An 18,174-nucleotide genomic window follows, 5' to 3' on the forward strand; every position below is an offset into this window, starting at 1 on the left:
CGTCTCACGGCGTCCAGCGCAGCAGCGTCCCGCCGTGGCCCGTGGCCCAGACGGCCATGGGGCCCGAGCCGCCCAGGGCATTCAGCGTCGCCTGAGACTGACTGACAGTGCTCCAGGTCGTTCCGTTGAAGAAGTGCACGTCGTTCACCTCGGACGACACCGCGTAGATCGCCGTGCGACCGAAGGCCCGGAGCGACCGGAGATTAGGCGTAGGCTTGTTCGACACCGTCAGCGCGGGCAGTCGGGTCCACCTTTCCCGCGAGCGCTGTAGCAGTAGCGCGCCGTCACCCGCCACATAGGCCAGCTGGGGCGTGAGGACCTGGACGGCGTTCAGGAACCCCCTGGTGTCCGAGACCCCTAGGTCTTCCTTCGTCCACGTCTCCCCATCCGTCGAACCTCGAAACACCACGGGACGCGTAACGCCATTCACCGTCTCCGCGCCCACCGCGAGCAGCGTTGTCGCGTCCAGTCCGTGGATGGCCTTCAGGTTGGCGGACACCTGGACGATGACCTCGGGCTGCACCTGTACCGGGCCCCCGTGGTCATAGAGCCAGCGCAGGATGTGGCCCTGGCTGGTGACGGCGTACAGGGTGACGACGTTGTCCGTCTCGTTCTGGAATCCGACCAGACCGTTGATGGCCCCGCCATGGCCACTGTTGAAGCTCTCGCAACTGGCGAGCGGCTGCGGAGCAGGCACCGTTCCGAGTCGCCCTGCCCTGGATCCGAGGAACACGCGGCCGTTGTTCGCGGCCCATGCCGACTTCCAGTCACCGGGGCATCCCGTCACGCTCGATAAGATGGCGTCCGCCACGTGGACGAGCCGATTGTCTTCGCCCGCAATCCATCCATGTTTCTCTGCGTACACCGCCACCGCGTCGAACCGCGCGTTCACCAGTCCCGGCTGCCGGATCCACGCCTTCGAGGCACATCCCGGCACCCCTTCGTCCGTCTGGCCATTGCAGTCGTTGTCCATCCGATCACACTCCTCGACGCGCTCCCGATACACCACGGAGGTTCCCTCGTCGCAGTCGGTGTTCTCGGTGGTCGCGCCCTCCACGGGCGTAATACAGCTGCGGCCCACGGAGTGACCGGCCGCGCCATCTCCGTCGTCGTCGACGAAGTACTCCGTGGGTTGAGCGGTGCTGACGCAGGCGGAGGCGGAGGTGTTCGCGCACGCAAATGTCCCCGTGCAGTTCTCCAACGTCGTGCACCTCTCGCCCACGGAGAACGCACCGTTGTCCGCCGCGCCGTCACAGTTGTCGTCCTGGCCATCGCAGCGGAACTCCGACCGACCGGGACGCACGTCGCCGTCCTTGTCGTTGCAGTCGTCGTTGTTCGCCGCATGGCCCTCCGTCGCGACACAGCCGGTGACCCGCGCGCCGAGCACCGCGCCATGGCCATCTCCGTCCTCGTCCGCCCAGAACGGTCTGTCTCCCGGCGCGTCGGTCTCGCCCTTGGCGCAGTTGTTGTCGAAGCCGTCACACAGCTCCACGGCGCCAGGGTGGATGTCCGCGTCTTCGTCGTTGCAGTCCGTGCCGGGGTAGGGCTGCTTCGCGGCGAAGTAACCGTCGTCGTCCGCGTCGTCGGCGCTCAGATCCAGCTCGAGGTCGGTGACACCCTCGGTGGGGAACAGGGCGTCCGCGGACTCGCGCGCGATGATGGGACCGTCACACGAGCCCTCGTGCGCCACGGCGGTCACCTCAAGGTCGGGGCTCCAGCCCGCTTTCCGCAGGATGATGGCGGTGCGCTTGTCGCGCCGGAGCTCCGCGTTCACCCGCACCTCGCCCGAAGTGGTGTGCGACGCGTCATGCACGTCCACCACCGTGAGCGTCAGGCACGTTGGCCGGAAGGTGGCATACGTGATGTAGACCCGAAGAACGCCTTCAGGGGCGGGGGTCTCCGTCTTGCAACCGAACAGCGGAAGTGTCACCAGCAGCACACCCACTTGGAATAAACGCATGGCTCGTGCATTCCCCGGCGCGCCGAGGCGCCCGCTGTCGTGACGTAGCGCCTTAAAACTCAAGCACCTCTGGAACTCCCCCCATAGACCGCGGCGCTGGCCATCGTTCAGAAGCCCCCATCTCGGGGTGCATCCTTTCGCTCATCGGGCCCCAGCGCGCGCCACCTCGTCTTTCCTGGCCCGAGCCCCGCCTCCTCGCTCATGTCCCCTGTTCGAATCGCCCTCGTCGCGCCCCTGTGTGCCTGGATGGTCTTGTCCCCGCCCGAGTCCCGGGCGGCCCAGAGCGACGCACCCGTGGCTCCCGCTCCCTCGCGTGACGCTGCGGATTCCGCACCCGGGGCTGCCGATTCCGCACGGCCCGCTGCGGAATCCGCACCGCCTCCGCCGAGTGAGGCCACCGCCTCGGGGCCACCGGGTGACACCGCGCCCCTGACGCTGGAGCGAGCGGTGTCGATGGCGGCCGAGCGCAACGAGTCCGCGCTCGCGGCCCAGCAGCGCGCCAAGGCCGCCGAGGCCCGCGTGTCGCGCGCCCGCGCGTTCTTCTTTCCGGAGCTGACGGCGACGGGCACGTACACGCGCCGCTCCAACCAGTCGACGCGCGAGGTGGGCGGGCAGCAGGTTGTCCTCCAGCGCTACAACGCCTTCGGCGCCAACATCGTCGCGCGCATGATGCTCTTCGACGCGCGCGGCTTTCCGCTCTACCGCGCGGCGCGCCTGGAGGGCGAGGCCGTGGGCCTGGAGGCCGTGGAGGCCCGGCGCCAGATTTCGTTCGAGGCCGCCAACGCCTTCCTCATCACCCTCCAGGAGCAGCAGGTCTTCACGGCCGCGGAGCAACGCATCGCCTTCGCGCGGCAGTCGCACGCGGATGCGTCGGCGCGGGCCAAGGCTGGGCTGGCGAGCACCAACGACGTGACGCGCGCGGAGGTGGAGGTGGCCACCGCGGAGGTGGAGCTCATCGGCGCTCGCAACGCCGCGCAGACGAGCCGCCTGGAGCTTGGCTATCTGCTGGTGGAGACGGTGGAGGGGGCGCTCGTCATGCCGCAGGCGCTGCTCGACGACGCGGCCCGGCCGCTGCAAACGCACGACGGCATCATCCCCGGCGCGGTGGAGCGACGCCCGGACATCCTCGCCTCGCGGCTGCGGGTGGAGTCGCTGGAGGCCAGCGCGCTGGAGCCCCTGGCGCGTCTGCTGCCCGCGCTCGGCGTGGGAGCGACGTACCGGCTCACGAACGAGGCGGGCCTGGCGGGCCGCACGGGAGATGGCTTCCTGTCGGCCGATCTCACCTGGAACCTGTTCGACGGCGGCGAGCGCTACGCGGAGCGCCACGAGCGCGTGGCCCTGGCTCGCGCGGCGGAGCTGGAGCAGCAGGCGGGCACGCGGCGCGTGGACGTGGACATCCAGCGGGCGCGGGTGGCCTTGGAGAACGCGCGGGCGGCGCTCACCCAGAGCGAGCTGGCGACCCGCGCGGCACGGCAGAACGCGGAGGAGCAGGGCATTCTCTACCGCCAGGGATTGTCCACGGCGCTGACATTGGCGGATGCCTCCCTCCGGTTGTTCGAGGCGGAGGTGGCCCTGGCGCGCAGCCGGTATGCGCTGGGCGTGGCCCTGTTGGGCCTGAGGGCGGCAGTCGGACTCGATCCCCTGGGGAAGGAACCGTGAAGGCGATGCGACGCGCAGGAACGCTGACGCTGGCCGTGGCCATGCTGGCCATGGGGGCATGCAAGAAGGACGGGGAGGCGGCGAAGGGCGGGGACGCTCCGGCGACCGGCAAGGCGGGCGGTCGTCCCGGCGGCGGTGGCGCGGGGGGCCGAGGTCCCATCCAGTTCCCCGTCGAGGTCGCCGCCGTGGAGACGCGCGACGTCGAATACGTCGTGAACGCGGTGGGCTCCGTGGAGGCCTTCGAGCGGGTGCAGATCACCGCGCGAGTGCCCGGCGCCGTGGAGCGCGTGCTCTTCATGGAAGGGCAGACGGTGAAGAAGGGCGACGTGCTCGCGGAGATTGAGCCGGCGCGCTACGCCATCGCCGTGCGCGCGGCCGAGGCCTCGTTCGCCAAGGCGCGCGCGTCCCTGACGGAGGCCCAGGCCGGCGCGGACCGTCGCACCGCCGTCAATGAGGCGAGCCCCGGGCTGCTGCCCGCCGAACAGCTCGACACCTTCCAGGCCCGAGCGCGCACGGCGGAGGCGGACGTCGCCTCGGCGCGCGCGGCGTTGGACCAGGCCCAGCTCAACCAGCGCGACGCGTACGTGCGCGCGCCCATGGACGGCGTGCTCCAGACTCGCACGGTGCAGACGGGGCAGTACGTGCAGCCGGGAATCGTGCTGGCGACGCTCCTGCGCAAGGACCCGCTGCTCTTGCGCTTCACCGTGCCGGAGGCGGACGTGGCGCGGCTCAAGCCGGGCCTGGCCGCGCGGTTCTCGGTGCGCTCGGAGGGGGGCTCGTACACGGCGAAGATCACCCACGTGGCGGAGGCCGCCGACGAGGCCAGCCGCATGGTGCCCGTGACGGCGGAGATCTCCGGCGAGGACGCTCACAAGCTGCGACCCGGCGCCTTCGCCTCCGTGGCGGTGCCGGTGGAGACGCGCGGCGGCAGCCCGGTGGTGCCGCAGACGGCGGTGCGCGCCAGCGAGCGTGGCTTCATGGCCTTCGTGGTGGAGGGTGACAAGGCGCGCGAGCGCATCCTGGAGCTGGGCATGCGCACGGCGGACGGACGGGTGGAGGTCCGCGAGGGCCTCAAGGCGGGAGAGCTGCTGGTGGTGCGCGGCGGGGAAGCGCTGCGCGAGGGCGCGGTGGTGCGCGTGGCCCAGGAGAAGAAGCCCGCGCTGACGGCCGAGCCCCGCGTCGAAGACGGCGGTGGCGGTGAGGGAGCGGGGCGATGAGCCTGACGGAAGCCTGCATCAAGAAGCCGGTCCTCGCCTGGATGATCATGGCGGCGACCATCGTCTTCGGCATCGTGGCGTCGCAGCGCATCGGCATCAGCCAGTTCCCCGACGTCGACTTCCCCACCATCAACATCAGCGTGACGTGGGAGGGCGCCAACCCGGAGGCGGTGGAGAGCGACGTCATCGAGCCCATCGAGGAGGCGGTGACGCAGGTGGAGGGCGTCACCAGCATCACCTCCAACGCCCGGCAGGGCGGCGCCAACATCACGGTGGAGCTGGACCTGTCGCGCAACGTCGACACGGCGCTCGCGGACGTGCAGACGAAGGTGAGCCAGGCGCAGCGCCAGCTCCCCGAGGACATCGACCCGCCCATCGTCACCAAGACGAACCCGGAGGACCAGCCCATCATCCAGGTGGGTGTGTCCGGGCCCTTCTCGCAGCAGGTGGTGAGTGACTTCGCGCGCTACCGCGTGAAGGAGAAGCTCCAGACGGTGCCGGGCGTGGGCGAGGTGCAGATCGGCGGCTCGCTGGAGCGCAACGTCCGCATCTGGGTGGACTCCAGCAAGCTGGACTCGCTGGGCCTCACCGTGATGGACATCACCGCCGCGCTCCAGCGGGAGCACGTGGAGCTGCCAGCGGGGCGCATCGAGACGGCCGGCCGGGAAGTCAACGTGCGCGTGCTGGGCGAGGCGTTGGACCTGGAGACGCTGCGCGACATCGTCATCCGGGAGCAGGGCGGTCAGCCGATCTACCTGCACGACGTGGCGCTGGTGGAGGACGGCTTCGAGGACATCCGCCGCATGGCGCGGGTGAACGGCACGCCCGCGCAGGGCCTGGGCATCAAGAAGCAGCGCGGGGCCAACGCGGTGTCCGTGGCGCAGGGCGTGCGCGCGGAGCTGGTGCGCATCCAGAAGGAGGCCCCGGAGGGCATGGACGTGGCGGTGCGCTTCGACTCGACGCAGTTCATCGAGGAGAGCGTCCACGAAATCGAGTTCGAGCTGCTCCTGGCCTGCATCCTCACCGCGTTCGTGTGCTGGGTGTTCCTGGGCTCGCTGTCGAGCACGATGAACGTGGTGCTGGCCATCCCCATGTCGCTGTTGGGGACGGTGGCCGTCATCTACTTCCTGGGCTTCACGCTCAACACCTTCACGCTGCTGGGGCTGGCACTGGCGGTAGGCATCGTGGTGGATGACGCCATCATGGTGCTGGAGAACATCTTCCGGCACGCGGAGGAGGGGAAGGACCGGGTGCGCGCCGCGCGCGAGGGCACCGCGGAGATCACCTTCGCCGCGCTGGCGGCGACGATGGCGGTCATCGCCATCTTCCTGCCCGTCGTCTTCATGAAGGGCATCATCGGCCGGTTCTTCCTCCAGTTCGGCGTCACGCTCTGCGTGGCGGTGCTGCTGTCGTACGTGGAGGCCATCACCCTGGCGCCGGCGCGGTGCGCGCAGCTCTTGAAGACCTCGCGCGAGGGCCGCAGCAAGATGGGCGTGTGGGTGGACAAGGGCTTCTCCAAGCTGGAGCGCGCCTATGGCCGGGTGCTGGGCTGGGCGCTGAAGCGGCCCTGGCGGGTGCTGGGCGCGGCGGTGGTGATTCTCGCCGCCAGCGTGTTCGCGTTCCGCGCGCTGCCGGGCGAGTTCGTCCCGTCGCAGGACCAGAGCCGGTTGATGGTCCGCCTGCAGACGGCGGTGGGCAGCAGCCTGGAGGAGTCGAATCAGATCTTCCAGCGGGCGGAGGCCTTCGCCTCTTCGCGTCCGGAGGTGCTCAGCGTCTTCGCGGTGGTGGGCGGAGGCGGTGGCAACACGAGCGCGAACGGCGGCTTCATGATGTTGACGCTGAAGCCACCCGACGAGCGCATGCCGCAGTCGGAGTTCCAGCAGATCCTCCGCAAGGAGCTCAACAGCTACCCGGGCCTGCGCGCGGTGGTGCAGGACCTGTCGCAGGCGGGCTTCACGGCGCAGCGCGGGTTCCCGGTGGAGTTCAGCGTGCGTGGCTCGGACTGGGACCAGCTGGTCAAGGCGAGCCAGGAGATGCGCGAGAAGGTCCAGGCGAGCGGAAAGGTGGTGGACGTGGACACCGACTACCAGCTCGGCATGCCGGAGCTGCGCATCACCCCGGACCGGGCCCGCGCGGCGGACCTGGGGGTGCCCATCCAGGCGGTGGCGACGACCATCAACGCGCTCGTCGGTGGCGTGCGCGTGGGCAAGTACAGCACCGGAGGCCGGCGCATCGACGTGCGCATGCGCCTGCTGGCCGGGCAGCGCTCGCGTCCCGAGGACCTGGCGATGCTCAAGGTCCGCACGGCGAGCGGCGCGCTGGTGCCCCTGTCGTCGCTGGTGACGCAGGAGGAGCGGCCGGCGTTGCAGGCCATCACCCGGAGAGACCGCGAGCGCGCCATCAGCATCTTCGCCAACGTGGCGCCGGGCTCCAGTCAGGAAGAAGCGCTGGCCACGGTGGAGCGGCTGGCGAAGGACCTGCCGGGGGGAGTGCGCGTGGTGCCGGGCGGCGCGAGCGTGGCGTTCCGCGACTCGATGAGCAGCCTGTTCTTCGCGCTCTTCCTGGGGATTGGCGTCGCGTACATGGTGCTGGGGGCGCAGTTCAACTCGTTCCTGCACCCCGTCACGGTGCTCACGATTCTGCCGCTGTCGGTGGCGGGCGCGGCCTTCGCGCTGTTGGGCACGGGTAGCACGCTGAACATCTTCAGCATGATTGGCTTGTTGCTGCTGATGGGCATCGTGAAGAAGAACTCCATCATCCTGGTGGACTATGCGCTCCAGCAGCGGGAGCTGGGGTTGGACGCGGTGGAGTCGATGCAACGCGCCGGCCCTGTGCGCCTGCGGCCGATTCTCATGACGTCCACGGCGACGATGATGGCGGCGGTGCCGGCGGCGCTGGCGCTGGGCGCGGGCAGCGAGACTCGCGCCCCTATGTCCATCGCCGTGCTGGGGGGCCTGTCCGTCTCCACGGTGCTCAGCCTGGTGGTGGTGCCGGCCTTCTATGTGGTCGCCGACCGCATGAAGACGCGGCTGGCCACGTGGCGGGGCAAGCGCCCGGATGACGAAGCCGGTGGCCCCACGGCGCATGGGCGACCGGATGGTGAGGAGCCTCGTCCAGCGGCGCACGGCTGAACACGTAAGGCCCTCGGCGGGGAGCCTGCCTGCCGTGGGCCCTGTCGTGTTTTGGGGACTTCATGACACGGGCGGGGCAGGGGCTGGCGACCTGCCCTCCGCGCGTCCTCCCGCTGAAGCGCGTGTGCACCATGGCCACCGTGACAGGCACGTCCGTGGATGGGCATGCGAGTCCACGGCGAGCAAGGAGATGACCCCATGGCGCACGAGACCGAGCTTCCTCCCTCCATCACCCCGGTGAAGGAGCGCGACGAGTCGCTGGACCTCCAGGCGTTCCTCGACGAAATCGGCAACAGCCGCGAGGTCAGCGTCAACAATGTGGAGGCGCGGGACGCGGCGCACGCGGTGCTCTGCACGCTGGCGCGCCGTCTGTCCGACGGTGAGGACGTGAAGCTGATGCGCGCGCTGGGCAGCGACATCGGCGCCATCGTCGGGGAGTGCACCATCCTCCGGGGCCCGTCACATGCCCGGCGCATGCACCGCGAAGAGTTCATCTCCGATGTGGCGGACCACCTGAAGATTCCCGTGGACCAGGCGGACCGGGTGATGAAGGTGGTGTTCACCGCGGTGAGGGACCGCATCCCCGAGGACGAGGTGTCCGCGGTGGCCTCGCAGCTCCCCCCGGACCTCGCGGACAGCTTCCGCCGACCGGTGTAGCCAGGGGAGTCGCCGACACCGGGCTTCCCGTCTCCAGGAAGCCCGGCGCGGCTCACGGAGTTCAGGCTGCCCTGGTCAGCGCCGCGTCGATGGCCTGGACCAGACGCGGGTCCTCGGCCGTCACGTCCGGGGCGAAGCGGGCGGCGACGCGGCCATCACGGCCGATGAGGAACTTCTCGAAGTTCCACTGCACCTCCGGAATCGGATTCGCCTCGATGCCGTAGCCCTTGAGCTTCTGGCGCATCGGCCCTTCGCCGGTGGCGTCGGGGAAGGCGCTCGTCAGCTCGCGGTAGAGCGGGTGCTTGTTCTCGCCCACGACGGAGATCTTCGAGAACAGCGGGAACTTCACCGCGTACGTCAGGTCGCAGAAGTCCTTGATCTCCGCCTCGGTGCCCGGCTCCTGGCCCATGAAGTTGTTCGCGGGAAAGCCGAGCACCTCCAGCCCCTGGGCGTGCTTGCTCTCGTAGAGCTTCTCCAGGCCCTCGTACTGCGGGGTGAGGCCGCACTTGGAGGCGACGTTCACCACCAGCAGCACCTTGCTCTTGAACTGGCCCAGCGTCAGGGCGGCGCCGTCGATGGACTTCAGAGGGATGTCGTAGAGGTTCTGGCTCATATGGGCGCAGAGCCTCTTACTTTGGCCCCGCGCCCGTCAATCTCCGCCTTTCAAGGGACAGTCCATCGTCCGAAGTTGAAACGAAGATGAGCCTTTGACGTTTCTGTCGTGTCGCCGCGGGAGGCCCTGTTTCGCAACTTGCGTTTGTCGCTGTTGCTCAGGTCTCTCCACGGCTCGAATTGGAGCGCGGCTCGAGACCGCCAGAGAACGATGCCCCTCCAGCCACCTTTCAGCGACTGTTCGTGAAGAAATGAACCCAGCTTCTGAGTGGGCGTCAGGAGTCTCAGGTCCGTGCTGAGCAGAAAGTCGAGAACCGCGGGTTGTCTTGATGCAACGGCTCTTTCGATGGAGCGCGCGACGACAACGGTTCGCAGGTTCGGGAAGGCATGCTTCGAGAGCATGGCCTTCACTTCGCTCAGGAGTCCCTCGTCGATGGCGCGGTAGAGCTTTTCGGCGAGTTGCTTCTCACGTGCGGTCGAGAAGAGCCAGAGCGAGACCAATCCACCGAATGGTAGAAGAACCAGGAGCCAATCAGTCAGCGTCTCCATGCGTTCATCCTACCATTCGGTCGAGAGGGCCTGATGGGAACCCGGGCCAGCGCCCGCGTCCCTACTTCTTCGCGCTGCTGCGCAGGTAGCGATAGAACTCGGAGTCGCTGCCCAGGAAGAGGGACGTGGAGCGGTCCACCACCTGGGGGTAGGCCTCCAGGGTGCGCATGAACTGGTAGAACTCCGGGTCCCTCCCGAAGGCCTCCGCGTAGATCTTCGTCGCCTCGGCGTCGGCGGTGCCGGTGATCTCCTGGGCCTTGCGGTAGGCCTCGGAGCGGATCTCCTTCAGGTCGCGCTCCCGCTGTCCGCGGACCTCGGCCGCGCGGCCCATGCCCTCGGAGCGCGAGCGCTCGGCGGTGCGGCGCCGCTCGGAGATCATGCGCTCGAAGACCTTCACCTGGACCTCGTCGACGTAGTTGATGCGGCGGATCTGCACGTCCACCAGCTCCACGCCGAACTCCTTGACGATCTCCGCCGCGCGGTCGCGAATCTGCCGGGTGAGCTTGTCGCGCCCCTGGGCGACCTGCTCCAGCGACTCGCCGCGCTCGGCCTCGGTGGTGTACTCGTCGTCCTCGAACGGCCGGTTGGTGGAGCGCACCGCTTCAATCAGCGCGAACGAGGCGATGGTGTTGCGCGTCTCGCCGTCGATGATGTCATCGAGTCGGGACTGGGCGTTGCGCTCGTCGCGCAGGCGCTGGAAGAAGCGCAGCGGGTCCACGATGCGCCAGCGGCCGAAGGTGTCCACCCAGATGTACTTCTTGTCCTTGGTGGGGATCTGGTTCGGGTCTCCGCGCCAGTCGAGCCAGCGCTTGTCGAAGCGGTTCACCGTGTCGACGAAGGGCTGCTTGAAGTGGAGTCCGGGGTCGGTGATGGACTGGCCCCGGGGCTGACCGAAGCGGGTGATGACGGCCTGCTCGTGCTCGCTCAACGTGTACGTGCTGGAGAAGCCCAGCACCACGGCGATGACGGCGACCGCGAGGAGAATCAGTGTGACGCGGCTCATCGCTGGGCCTCCTGCGCCTGCGCTGCACCCGCGGAGGCGGCGTCGGCGCCGTCCATCCGAAGGAGGGGCGTGAAGCCCTTGAGGTTCTCATCCATGACGACCTTCTGCCCGGCGCCCGTGAGCACCTGGCTGACGGTCTCCAGATACATCCGGCGGCGGGTGACCTCCGGCGCCTTGCGGTACTCGTCGTAGACGCGGGTGAAGCGCTCGGCCTCGCCCCTGGCGCGGTTGACGCGTTCAATCGCATAACCCTCCGCGGAGCGCAGGGCCTCCTCGGCCTCGCCCTTGGCGCGAGGGATGGCGCGGTTGCGCTCGGCGTACGCCTCGTTGATGGCGCGCTCCTTCTCCTGGATGGCCTGGTTGACCTCGTTGAAGGACGGCTTGACGGGGTCGGGCGGGTTCACGTCCTGGAGGACGACCTGCTGGATGTCCACGCCCGTCTCGTAGCGGTCCGCCAGGTCCTGGAGCAGCAGCTTGGACTGGGTGGCCACCGTCTGGCGGCCGGTGGTGAGGACCTCGTTGACGGAGTGGTCGCCGACGACGGCGCGCATCGACGCCTCGGAGATGTCGCGGAGCATCCCCTCCACGTTCTTCACCTTGAAGAGGTACTTGTACGGGTCCTTGATCTTGTACTGGACGATCCACTCCACGACGGCGACGTTGAGGTCACCGGTGAGCATCAGGGACTCGCGCTTCAGATCCGAAGAGTTGGCGGAGTAGGACGTGTTGCGTGTGCTGACCGACTCGGTGCGGAAGCCGAACTCCGCCTTGAGCTGGCGCTGCACGGGCACCTTGACGATGCGGTCTATCCAGAACGGCAGCCGGAAGTGCGGGCCCGGTTCCACCGTGCCCACGAAGCGACCGAGCCGGAGGATGACGCCGACCTCGTCGGGCTCCACCTGCGCGTAGCTGGTGAACAGCCCCACGATTCCGAGCAGCCCCACGGCGCCCAGCAAGAGCCGGCGCCCGAGGCCGCGATTCAGTTGTCGCCGCAGCTCACGCAGAATGTCCGCGGGGTCCCGACCATCGGGGTCGGGGTTCAATACTCGAGGATCCCATGCCATCCTTCAGTCTTTGGACTACATAACATCTGGATGCAAGCGGAACCCGGGCGGCGTGTGAAACGAGCCTGAACGCCTGGTGCTGGGGTGACCCCTCGCTTGCCGAGCGCGCCGTGAGGGTGACGCCCGGCGTCAAGCCCCATCGCGGCGGCCGGGCCGTGCCCTTCACCACGCGGCGCAGGTGGCGGAGTTGTTCTGGAACTCCTTTGTGTTTACCCGAGGGGTCGGCTCATCCGTGAAGGAGTGACCGCTGCGCTCGTCCGAGCCCAGACCGCGCCGGGACGATTGGTGACGTGAACGCCCGCGGGCCTACCTGACGTCCAGCCGCTCGAGCGTGCGGGGCGTCGTCGAGTCGCGCTCCGTCGCTCGCGAGGCGTCGTCCCGCGGGCGAGGGACCGCGTCGGTGATGCGCTTGAAGCTCACGGTGATGGTCTTCTCCTCCTCGCGCGACGCTGTCTGGATTGCGGTGCGGGTCTTGTCGAGCGCTGCGACGAAGTTCGAGAGAGACCTCTTGAATCGTGCCACCCGATCCGACGGCGATGCTCCTGAGCCGTAGTCGTGTGACTCGTGGGATGGGGTGGCCTCGACGAGGACTCCGGATTGGGTCGGCGTGGTGCTCATGGATCCGTACTCCTTCTGTCCCTCAGGTCTAACCGGGGCCGGCTCGCATTGTCGATAGTCGGGGGCTTGCTTTTCTTGCGAGAATCCTGCGGTGCTGGGGGTGGAAGTCATTGCATTGGGGGGACCATGCAGCCACTTCGCCGGTACACAGACGTAGCGTTAAAGGCCATCTGTTTGTTGAGCGTATTGTTGAGCGCCTCCAGTTGCCTGGAGTTCCATTCGATAGCGCTGAAGGCGGACCCCGGAAACCTCTGGGCCTGGGGCAACAACGCCGACGGTCAACTCGGCGTGGGCGGCACCTCCCAGGTACTGGTGCCTGCGCGGGTGCAGGCCCTCTCGAATGTCAGGGTTGTGAAAACCGGACCGAGGCACTCGCTGGCTTTGACGGCGGATGGCCTCGTCTCCTCTTGGGGCGCCAACAGCAATGGCCAGCTGGGTATCGGCACCAACACCAGCGTTTCGATACGCATCCAGGTGCCCGGGTTGACTGGCGTGGTGGCCATCCTGGCGGGTGCCCAGCACTCCCTCGCCGTGACGGCGGACGGGGTGATGAAGGGCTTTGGCGACAACACCTACGGCCAGCTGGGGACTGGCCTCCCCCTCGTCAGGCTCTCACCGATTCAGGTCTTGTGAGGCGTGTACCGCACCGCCGGGTCTTCCAACTGCCGTCGGTAGGCGATGCTCCACGTGCGCTGGGGTGGCCCGGAGCCCAGGCGTCTGGAGACCCGGTCTCCCCTGAGCAGGTGGGGCGCGCTGAGCCACTCGGCCAGGATGGCGATGCCGAGTCCCGCGCGCGACATCTCGAGGATGGCCTCCGTCAGCGGCATGTGGCCTGCATTGGAGGCCCCCGGGCCCGCCGCCGGTGGTCGGAGGAGGGCCCGTCAGGGCAGCGCCATGCGCGAAGCCAGGGTGCCGAAGGACAGGGCGACACGCGAGGCGAGGTGGGGGCCTGCCATTACGTCACATGAGGTGAAGAACAGTCATGAACCAGAACAAGTCCAGGCAGCGGCGCCGTCGCAATCGCGGCATGACGCTCATTGAAATCATGGTGGTCATCACCATCCTCGGCCTCATCGCCGCGGCCGTCGGGGTGGCTGTCATTCCGACGTTGGGCGAGGCGAGGGAGGACCGGGCCTCGTTGGATATCAAGACCATCGAAACCGCGCTCAAGCTCCACTACTCGAAGACAGGGCGCTTCCCAGACACACAGTCAGGGCTTGGCGCGTTGGTGGAGAGTCGGACGCTGGAGCAGCTCCCCAAGGACCCGTGGCACAACGACTACGTGTACCTCAACGAGGGAGGCCGGCCCGTCATCATCTCCTACGGAGCGGACGGCAGCGCGGGGGGTGAGGGAGAGAACGCGGACATCTCCTCCTCGCCCGCGCAATCCCAGAAGGGCTGAGGCGGCCCGTCCGATTTGCACCCGTCGCCCCGAGGCCTGCTAACCTGGAATGGCAATACAGTCAGGAAGCTCATTCCAGGAGGAACGCATGCAAGCGAAGCATCTGCTGGGAGGCGTGCTGCTGATGGGACTGCTGTCCGGGTGCGGTGGGGCCATCCCGGAGGAGGGGGCGGATTCCGCCGCCCTCGAGTCCCGTGAAGACGCGCTGCCCGCCTGTCAGCGTCAGTCGTACGAACTCATCTTCTTTCGTGAGCCGGAGATGATCAACGAGATAGGCTGGTGGCACTGCTACTGCGGCCAGAGTTCGGCGTGGGTCTCCGGCGGGACGTCGAGCTACTCCGCGTACACCTACAAGAACGCTTGCCGCTGAGCGTGGCGTCCGCGAAGTCTTGTGTCCCAAGAGGCTCGTGACATCGCGGCCCGCATCGGAGCTTCCGGTGCGGGCCGTGTCCATTCTCATCACCTGAAACAAATCCCGCCTCATGTCTTGTCATGGACAGGGGGAAGGGTCGCGATGCACCGTGGGTGTTGAATGCCCGCCACCCAGGTCGGGTGTGTTTGTGTTTAATTGAGTTCCAGCTTAGTCCAGTAAGACCGGATGCCGACAAGGTATCTGGTGGCGCCCCTCGGGCGTCCTCACGTTCAAAGAAAGGCATGACCATGAAGAAGTTGCTCCTGGGAATGTTCCTGGCGACGTTGCCGCTCGTGGGCTGTGGCACCGAAGAGGCGCCCCTGCCGGAACTCGGGGAGGTGGTGTCCGCCCCGGATGGCAGCGAGCTGGTCATCGAGCAGCGGACGGCCGGGCCGGGTGAGGAGGCACCGGAGGTCAGCGCCGCCAACGTGAGCGTGGACGAGGACAGTCTCGCGTGTTGGGTGGTGCTCAACTACTGCAGGCACCCCAATACGGGCCGGCCGCACTGCACGGCCACCGGCTGCACCATCGCCCAGGCCATCAAGAACTGTCAGGCGCTCATCAAGAAGACCTGCTGAGCCGTCACCGCGGGCACCCCAAGGGATCTCTCGGCCGCGGCCGGGAGGTCCCGGCGTGGAGCAAGCAACCTATTGGGGTTTATTCACCCCCAGGCTGCGCCGGACTTCCAGCCCGGGTGACTCCGCCAGTTTGACGACCAGGGCCGCGACGCTCTTGCGGGAGACCGTGCCCCCCTTGAATGGCTGGCCCTTCTGGGTCACCTCGTAGTCAATCTCATCGTCCTGGGTGAACCAGGCGGGCCTGAGAATCGTGTAGTCCAGGTCCGAGGCTTCGATGACCTCCGCCTCCACAGTATAGCCTTGTAGTTACGGGCACATGGAGGACGGCCGGGTGCTCGTGGTGACGCCCGACCATCGATGGCGGACGGTGGAACGGGGTTGGACCCGCACTGATGCACTGAACCCAGGAGAGATGAGCGACGGCTTTGCGCCGGGCCGTATGGCGAGCGTCGAACCCACGGCGGCCGGCGACGTGATGCAGAGTACCGTGCGCTTCGCGAAGACCTACGTCGTAAAGGGGCTCCTCGCGCACAACCTCAAGCCCCGCGAGTGAGCACTTTCACTGACTGAAGAAGCCCAGCACTCTCGCGATTGCTGGGCTTCCACGAGCCCGAGTGGCGCCATGTGTCCTTTGCGTGCTTCGTATGTGGGGACCACGGACCTTCGGGTTCACCTCAACCGTTTACCAGCCGTTCCTGTACAGGGATTGTCGCATCGCTCCATCAGGGGCGGTGTAGAAGACATCTAGATGTCCAGATGCCTTGCTCACTGCGGTTGGCGCGGACGCCAGCTCACCGCCGAGCCACTTCCATCCGCTCCAACTTGCGCCATTCCAGGTGTTGATCCACAGGCTGTTGTCCGCGCTTCGGGCGAACACGTCCAGTAGATTCGCGCCCCTCGAAGCCACTGCGGGAGCCGAAATGAAGTTGCCGCCTAGCGACAACCAGCCCACCCAGTCGGTTCCATTCCAATACTTCTGCACAATGGAGTTGTCAGCACCTCGGGCGAACACGTCGATGCGGTTGGCACCCCAACTCACCGCCGCCGGGGCCGACACGATATTGCCGCCGAGCGAAAACCATGAGTTCCACGTAGTCCCAGTCCAGTATGCTTGGTACAACTGGTTGTCCCTGCCACGGACGAACACGTCCATCCGGTTCGGACCCCAGGATGCCACAGCAGGCCCCGACGCAAAGTCGCCGCCCATCGACAACCAGCCACTCCACGCGGTTCCATTCCCGGACTTCTGATAAATAGCGGAGTCCCAGCCCCGTACAAACACGTCGAGGGTCGTGCCGTCTCGGCTGACCGCCGCCGGATCTGCCGTGACCCATCCGCCGAGCGAGCCCCACGTGTACCAATAGGTCCCGTCCCAAAAGGAGTGATACAGCTCGTCGTTCGCGCCGCGGGCGAATACGTCCAACCGGGTCGCGCCACGCGCGGCCACCGTGGGCCCGGAGGTGAGATTACCTCCCACCGACCCCCAGGGAACACCATACGTCTGTTGTACTCCCTGCTGGTCCGTGACGCTGAGGGACGCATTCCCCACCCACTGAGGATTGCAATAGTTCATCACCGAACTCAGGTCCCACGCGCCGATGGTCTGGTCCCCATTGTCGCCCTGCGCGGGTTCCCGACAACTGCCCGGCGTGTCCGGACGGTTCTGCTCGTGGGCGTAGCCCAGGGCGTGGCCGAACTCATGCACGGCACTGTTTTCGATGCAGTATTGGCGCGAGTTCTGGCAGGCCGGGCTCCAGTTGTTGAAAGTGAAGTTCAGCACCACACCCGCAGCGACACCGTTGAGCGTGTTTCCCAGCCCCTTCACATGGGGGCCGACGTCGCTGATGTTGATGCGGATGCCCATGGCCCCTGCCGCGCAAGTGCCCCAGCCGTTGAGTCGGATTCCGGAGCGGGCTTCCCAGGTACGTGCGACCGCGTCGCGCACCCACTGCCGCTGCGTGGCGTCCCCCGCTCCAGGGTTCTCCCAGCAGACGGACACGCTCATCGGCCGCCACAACTGCGCAGAGGCCACGTAGAGGTCCGCCTCGCTATTGCGCATGTCCCCTGCGGGCGACGTGCCGGGCTCTGCGGACTCAGGTGCTTCCGTGTCGCTGCCACAGCCGAGCAAAGTTCCCAACCCCAATGTAGCGAGCAACACCGCCCCCTGGCGGGATGCGATTCCAATCAGCATGGCATCCATCTCCATTCTTCTTTGCCAGACGGGCCAGGAATGGTCCTTTCGTCTTGGCAAGGAATTGGAACGGCTCTTTGCATGTTTGACTGGTGCACTGTTAGTGAATAGTGAGTGCCGGCGCTGTTCTGGTTGAAGTGGATGTTTCCTGTGTTGTCGTTGCGCACGGGAGCGCTGGGGGCTGAAGAGTAGAGGGGATGCAGAATGGCAAAGTGGGCGAACAGGCTTGCCCGCATGAGCCACTTCCAGAATCCGCACGCATTTACCAGAGGCAACCCCAAGCCCCTGGTGACGTCGTGACTGCCGAAGAGACCCAGTCCCTACAGCTTGTCGTTGGTTCCCTGCTCGGCACAGCGGGGGTCGGTGTCCTCACCTGGGCTGCGAAGTCTCTCGTTGGGGAGATCCGGTCTCTCGTCGAGAAGGTCGCCCGTCAGGACGAGCGCATCAATGCCCTTGCGGTAGAACTGGGTGCCCTGCGGCGGTGGCGCGACGAGTTCACTGTTGGCCTGCCCGCACAGGTCCGGCAGACCGTCGAACTGGAGTTGCTCCGCATGACCCAGGCCGGTGCGGGGGAGTCTCGATGACGCGGGCCAGCTTCAAGCGAGTCGACCTTGACCGCGTCTACATGCCGCTCGTGTCGGTTGCCCTTCAGGTTGTCGCGCGTTGCGAGGACCGGGGCGTGAGCTACGTCGCGACCTACGGCTTCCGAATCCTTGAAGAGCAGGCCGAGTTGCGGCGCCTCTTCCTCGCGGGCAAGGGCGGCAAGGCGTCTGCGTCTGGGCTGTCCGCTCACAACTACGGGCTCGCCTTCGACTTCGTCTGTGACGGGGACGCAAAGCCCGGAGTTCAACCCGACTGGCGCTTGCCGGCCTACCGCATGCTGGGCGAGGAAGTGACGAAGGCGGGACTCGTCTGGGGCGGCAGGTTCGGCGACGCGCCGCATGTGCAGTGGCCGGGCTACGTGAGCGCGCTTCAGTTCACACCGCTTCGCACGCTGGTGGAGAGCAGTTCGGTCGCGGCTGTGTCGGCTCGACTCGACGAAGAGCGCAAGTCGCCGCAGTGGCGTGCCGCAAACCCGAAGCTCGCGGCCGAACTGGAACGGCTGGGCTTCTAACTCGGAG

At 67.2% G+C, this 18,174-nt stretch carries 20 protein-coding genes; 11 read left to right on the plus strand and 9 right to left on the minus strand.

Going from position 1 to position 18,174, the window contains the following annotated elements; genetic code table 11:
• Positions 1-4: 4 nt before the first annotated feature.
• Entirely contained in the window at positions 5-1,960 is a 1,956-nt protein-coding gene (locus tag ACN469_RS14145; RefSeq protein ID WP_498768076.1) for a MopE-related protein, read from the minus strand.
• 201 nt (positions 1,961-2,161) lie between these two features.
• Here ACN469_RS14145 and ACN469_RS14150 point away from each other — a divergent pair, with 201 nt between their 5' ends.
• The 4 genes from ACN469_RS14150 (at position 2,162) to ACN469_RS14165 (ending at position 8,624) form a co-directional block, all read left to right on the plus strand.
• Positions 2,162-3,619: a TolC family protein gene (locus tag ACN469_RS14150; protein ID WP_498768078.1), complete on the plus strand. Its 1,458-nt coding sequence runs from the start codon at positions 2,162-2,164 to the stop codon at positions 3,617-3,619.
• 5 nt (positions 3,620-3,624) lie between these two features.
• Entirely contained in the window at positions 3,625-4,836 is a 1,212-nt protein-coding gene (locus ACN469_RS14155) for an efflux RND transporter periplasmic adaptor subunit (protein WP_498768080.1), read from the plus strand.
• Positions 4,833-7,967: an efflux RND transporter permease subunit gene (locus tag ACN469_RS14160; RefSeq protein WP_498768082.1), complete on the plus strand. Its 3,135-nt coding sequence runs from the start codon at positions 4,833-4,835 to the stop codon at positions 7,965-7,967. The genes ACN469_RS14155 and ACN469_RS14160 overlap by 4 nt, the downstream gene beginning before the upstream one ends.
• A 198-nt stretch (positions 7,968-8,165) precedes the next feature.
• The gene (locus tag ACN469_RS14165) at positions 8,166-8,624 is read left to right on the plus strand and encodes a DUF2267 domain-containing protein (protein WP_498768084.1); all 459 of its coding nucleotides are present in this window, start codon (positions 8,166-8,168) and stop codon (positions 8,622-8,624) included.
• Positions 8,625-8,685: 61 nt separating this feature from the next.
• Here the strand turns inward: ACN469_RS14165 and ACN469_RS14170 are convergent, their stop codons facing one another.
• The 5 genes from ACN469_RS14170 to ACN469_RS14190 all read right to left on the minus strand — a co-directional run bounded on the left by ACN469_RS14170 (position 8,686) and on the right by ACN469_RS14190 (position 12,470).
• Positions 8,686-9,237, minus strand: a complete 552-nt coding sequence (locus ACN469_RS14170; protein ID WP_498768086.1) for a glutathione peroxidase — start codon at positions 9,235-9,237, stop codon at positions 8,686-8,688.
• Positions 9,238-9,287: 50 nt separating this feature from the next.
• The gene (locus ACN469_RS14175; protein WP_498768088.1) at positions 9,288-9,785 is read right to left on the minus strand and encodes a hypothetical protein; all 498 of its coding nucleotides are present in this window, start codon (positions 9,783-9,785) and stop codon (positions 9,288-9,290) included.
• A 61-nt stretch (positions 9,786-9,846) separates the two neighbouring features.
• The gene (gene hflC / locus ACN469_RS14180; protein WP_498768090.1) at positions 9,847-10,788 is read right to left on the minus strand and encodes a protease modulator HflC; all 942 of its coding nucleotides are present in this window, start codon (positions 10,786-10,788) and stop codon (positions 9,847-9,849) included.
• Positions 10,785-11,852: an FtsH protease activity modulator HflK gene (gene hflK, locus ACN469_RS14185; RefSeq protein WP_498768092.1), complete on the minus strand. Its 1,068-nt coding sequence runs from the start codon at positions 11,850-11,852 to the stop codon at positions 10,785-10,787. The genes hflC and hflK overlap by 4 nt, the downstream gene beginning before the upstream one ends.
• Positions 11,853-12,158: 306 nt before the next feature.
• Positions 12,159-12,470, minus strand: a complete 312-nt coding sequence (locus ACN469_RS14190; RefSeq protein WP_498768094.1) for a hypothetical protein — start codon at positions 12,468-12,470, stop codon at positions 12,159-12,161.
• Between the two features lie 189 nt (positions 12,471-12,659).
• Here ACN469_RS14190 and ACN469_RS14195 point away from each other — a divergent pair, with 189 nt between their 5' ends.
• Complete coding sequence (locus ACN469_RS14195) at positions 12,660-13,103, plus strand: RCC1 domain-containing protein (RefSeq protein ID WP_498768096.1); 444 nt, start codon at positions 12,660-12,662, stop codon at positions 13,101-13,103.
• On the opposite strand, the gene ACN469_RS14200 is transcribed toward ACN469_RS14195, so the two are convergent.
• On the minus strand, positions 13,091-13,297 hold the full coding sequence (locus tag ACN469_RS14200; RefSeq protein WP_498768098.1) for a LysR substrate-binding domain-containing protein: 207 nt from the start codon (positions 13,295-13,297) through the stop codon (positions 13,091-13,093). The two genes, ACN469_RS14195 and ACN469_RS14200, sit on opposite strands and share 13 nt — an antisense overlap.
• Positions 13,298-13,452: 155 nt before the next feature.
• Between ACN469_RS14200 and gspG the strand changes: the two genes are divergently transcribed.
• The 3 genes from gspG to ACN469_RS14215 all read left to right on the plus strand — a co-directional run bounded on the left by gspG (position 13,453) and on the right by ACN469_RS14215 (position 14,862).
• Positions 13,453-13,872: a type II secretion system major pseudopilin GspG gene (gene gspG / locus ACN469_RS14205; RefSeq protein WP_498768100.1), complete on the plus strand. Its 420-nt coding sequence runs from the start codon at positions 13,453-13,455 to the stop codon at positions 13,870-13,872.
• 88 nt (positions 13,873-13,960) lie between these two features.
• A complete protein-coding gene (locus tag ACN469_RS14210) occupies positions 13,961-14,242 on the plus strand; it encodes a hypothetical protein (protein WP_498768102.1) in 282 nt (93 codons plus the stop codon).
• A gap of 290 nt (positions 14,243-14,532) precedes the next feature.
• On the plus strand, positions 14,533-14,862 hold the full coding sequence (locus ACN469_RS14215) for a hypothetical protein (RefSeq protein ID WP_498768104.1): 330 nt from the start codon (positions 14,533-14,535) through the stop codon (positions 14,860-14,862).
• 69 nt (positions 14,863-14,931) lie between these two features.
• Here ACN469_RS14215 and ACN469_RS14220 read toward each other — a convergent pair whose 3' ends face one another.
• A complete protein-coding gene (locus ACN469_RS14220) occupies positions 14,932-15,153 on the minus strand; it encodes an NAD(P)H-binding protein (protein ID WP_498768106.1) in 222 nt (73 codons plus the stop codon).
• Positions 15,154-15,178: 25 nt separating this feature from the next.
• On the opposite strand from ACN469_RS14220, the gene ACN469_RS14225 reads away from it, so the two are divergent.
• Positions 15,179-15,415 carry a Hint domain-containing protein gene (locus ACN469_RS14225; RefSeq protein WP_498768108.1) on the plus strand — a complete coding sequence of 79 codons (237 nt, stop codon included), beginning with the start codon at positions 15,179-15,181 and terminating at the stop codon, positions 15,413-15,415.
• Positions 15,416-15,544: 129 nt separating this feature from the next.
• On the opposite strand, the gene ACN469_RS14230 is transcribed toward ACN469_RS14225, so the two are convergent.
• Positions 15,545-17,068, minus strand: coding sequence for a DUF8189 domain-containing protein (locus ACN469_RS14230; RefSeq protein ID WP_498768110.1), 1,524 nt, complete (start codon positions 17,066-17,068; stop codon positions 15,545-15,547).
• A gap of 182 nt (positions 17,069-17,250) precedes the next feature.
• On the opposite strand from ACN469_RS14230, the gene ACN469_RS14235 reads away from it, so the two are divergent.
• Entirely contained in the window at positions 17,251-17,637 is a 387-nt protein-coding gene (locus ACN469_RS14235; protein WP_498768112.1) for a hypothetical protein, read from the plus strand.
• A complete protein-coding gene (locus ACN469_RS14240; RefSeq protein ID WP_498768114.1) occupies positions 17,634-18,167 on the plus strand; it encodes a M15 family metallopeptidase in 534 nt (177 codons plus the stop codon). The genes ACN469_RS14235 and ACN469_RS14240 overlap by 4 nt, the downstream gene beginning before the upstream one ends.
• Positions 18,168-18,174 lie beyond the last annotated feature (7 nt).

Source organism: Corallococcus terminator (assembly GCF_049194865.1).
GTDB lineage: Bacteria > Myxococcota > Myxococcia > Myxococcales > Myxococcaceae > Myxococcus > Myxococcus terminator_A.

Excerpts from the sequence above, each read along its gene's own strand:
- ACN469_RS14145 (WP_498768076.1), bottom strand. The coding sequence starts at position 1,960 with ATGCGTTTATTCCAAGTGGGTGTGCTGCTGGTGACACTTCCGCTGTTC.
- ACN469_RS14150 (WP_498768078.1), top strand. The coding sequence starts at position 2,162 with ATGTCCCCTGTTCGAATCGCCCTCGTCGCGCCCCTGTGTGCCTGGATG.
- ACN469_RS14155 (WP_498768080.1), top strand. The coding sequence starts at position 3,625 with ATGCGACGCGCAGGAACGCTGACGCTGGCCGTGGCCATGCTGGCCATG.
- ACN469_RS14160 (WP_498768082.1), top strand. The coding sequence starts at position 4,833 with ATGAGCCTGACGGAAGCCTGCATCAAGAAGCCGGTCCTCGCCTGGATG.
- ACN469_RS14165 (WP_498768084.1), top strand. The coding sequence starts at position 8,166 with ATGGCGCACGAGACCGAGCTTCCTCCCTCCATCACCCCGGTGAAGGAG.
- ACN469_RS14170 (WP_498768086.1), bottom strand. The coding sequence starts at position 9,237 with ATGAGCCAGAACCTCTACGACATCCCTCTGAAGTCCATCGACGGCGCC.
- ACN469_RS14175 (WP_498768088.1), bottom strand. The coding sequence starts at position 9,785 with ATGGAGACGCTGACTGATTGGCTCCTGGTTCTTCTACCATTCGGTGGA.
- hflC (WP_498768090.1), bottom strand. The coding sequence starts at position 10,788 with ATGAGCCGCGTCACACTGATTCTCCTCGCGGTCGCCGTCATCGCCGTG.
- hflK (WP_498768092.1), bottom strand. The coding sequence starts at position 11,852 with ATGGCATGGGATCCTCGAGTATTGAACCCCGACCCCGATGGTCGGGAC.
- ACN469_RS14190 (WP_498768094.1), bottom strand. The coding sequence starts at position 12,470 with ATGAGCACCACGCCGACCCAATCCGGAGTCCTCGTCGAGGCCACCCCA.
- ACN469_RS14200 (WP_498768098.1), bottom strand. The coding sequence starts at position 13,297 with ATGCCGCTGACGGAGGCCATCCTCGAGATGTCGCGCGCGGGACTCGGC.
- gspG (WP_498768100.1), top strand. The coding sequence starts at position 13,453 with ATGAACCAGAACAAGTCCAGGCAGCGGCGCCGTCGCAATCGCGGCATG.
- ACN469_RS14210 (WP_498768102.1), top strand. The coding sequence starts at position 13,961 with ATGCAAGCGAAGCATCTGCTGGGAGGCGTGCTGCTGATGGGACTGCTG.
- ACN469_RS14215 (WP_498768104.1), top strand. The coding sequence starts at position 14,533 with ATGAAGAAGTTGCTCCTGGGAATGTTCCTGGCGACGTTGCCGCTCGTG.
- ACN469_RS14225 (WP_498768108.1), top strand. The coding sequence starts at position 15,179 with ATGGAGGACGGCCGGGTGCTCGTGGTGACGCCCGACCATCGATGGCGG.
- ACN469_RS14230 (WP_498768110.1), bottom strand. The coding sequence starts at position 17,068 with ATGGAGATGGATGCCATGCTGATTGGAATCGCATCCCGCCAGGGGGCG.
- ACN469_RS14235 (WP_498768112.1), top strand. The coding sequence starts at position 17,251 with ATGCAGAATGGCAAAGTGGGCGAACAGGCTTGCCCGCATGAGCCACTT.
- ACN469_RS14240 (WP_498768114.1), top strand. The coding sequence starts at position 17,634 with ATGACGCGGGCCAGCTTCAAGCGAGTCGACCTTGACCGCGTCTACATG.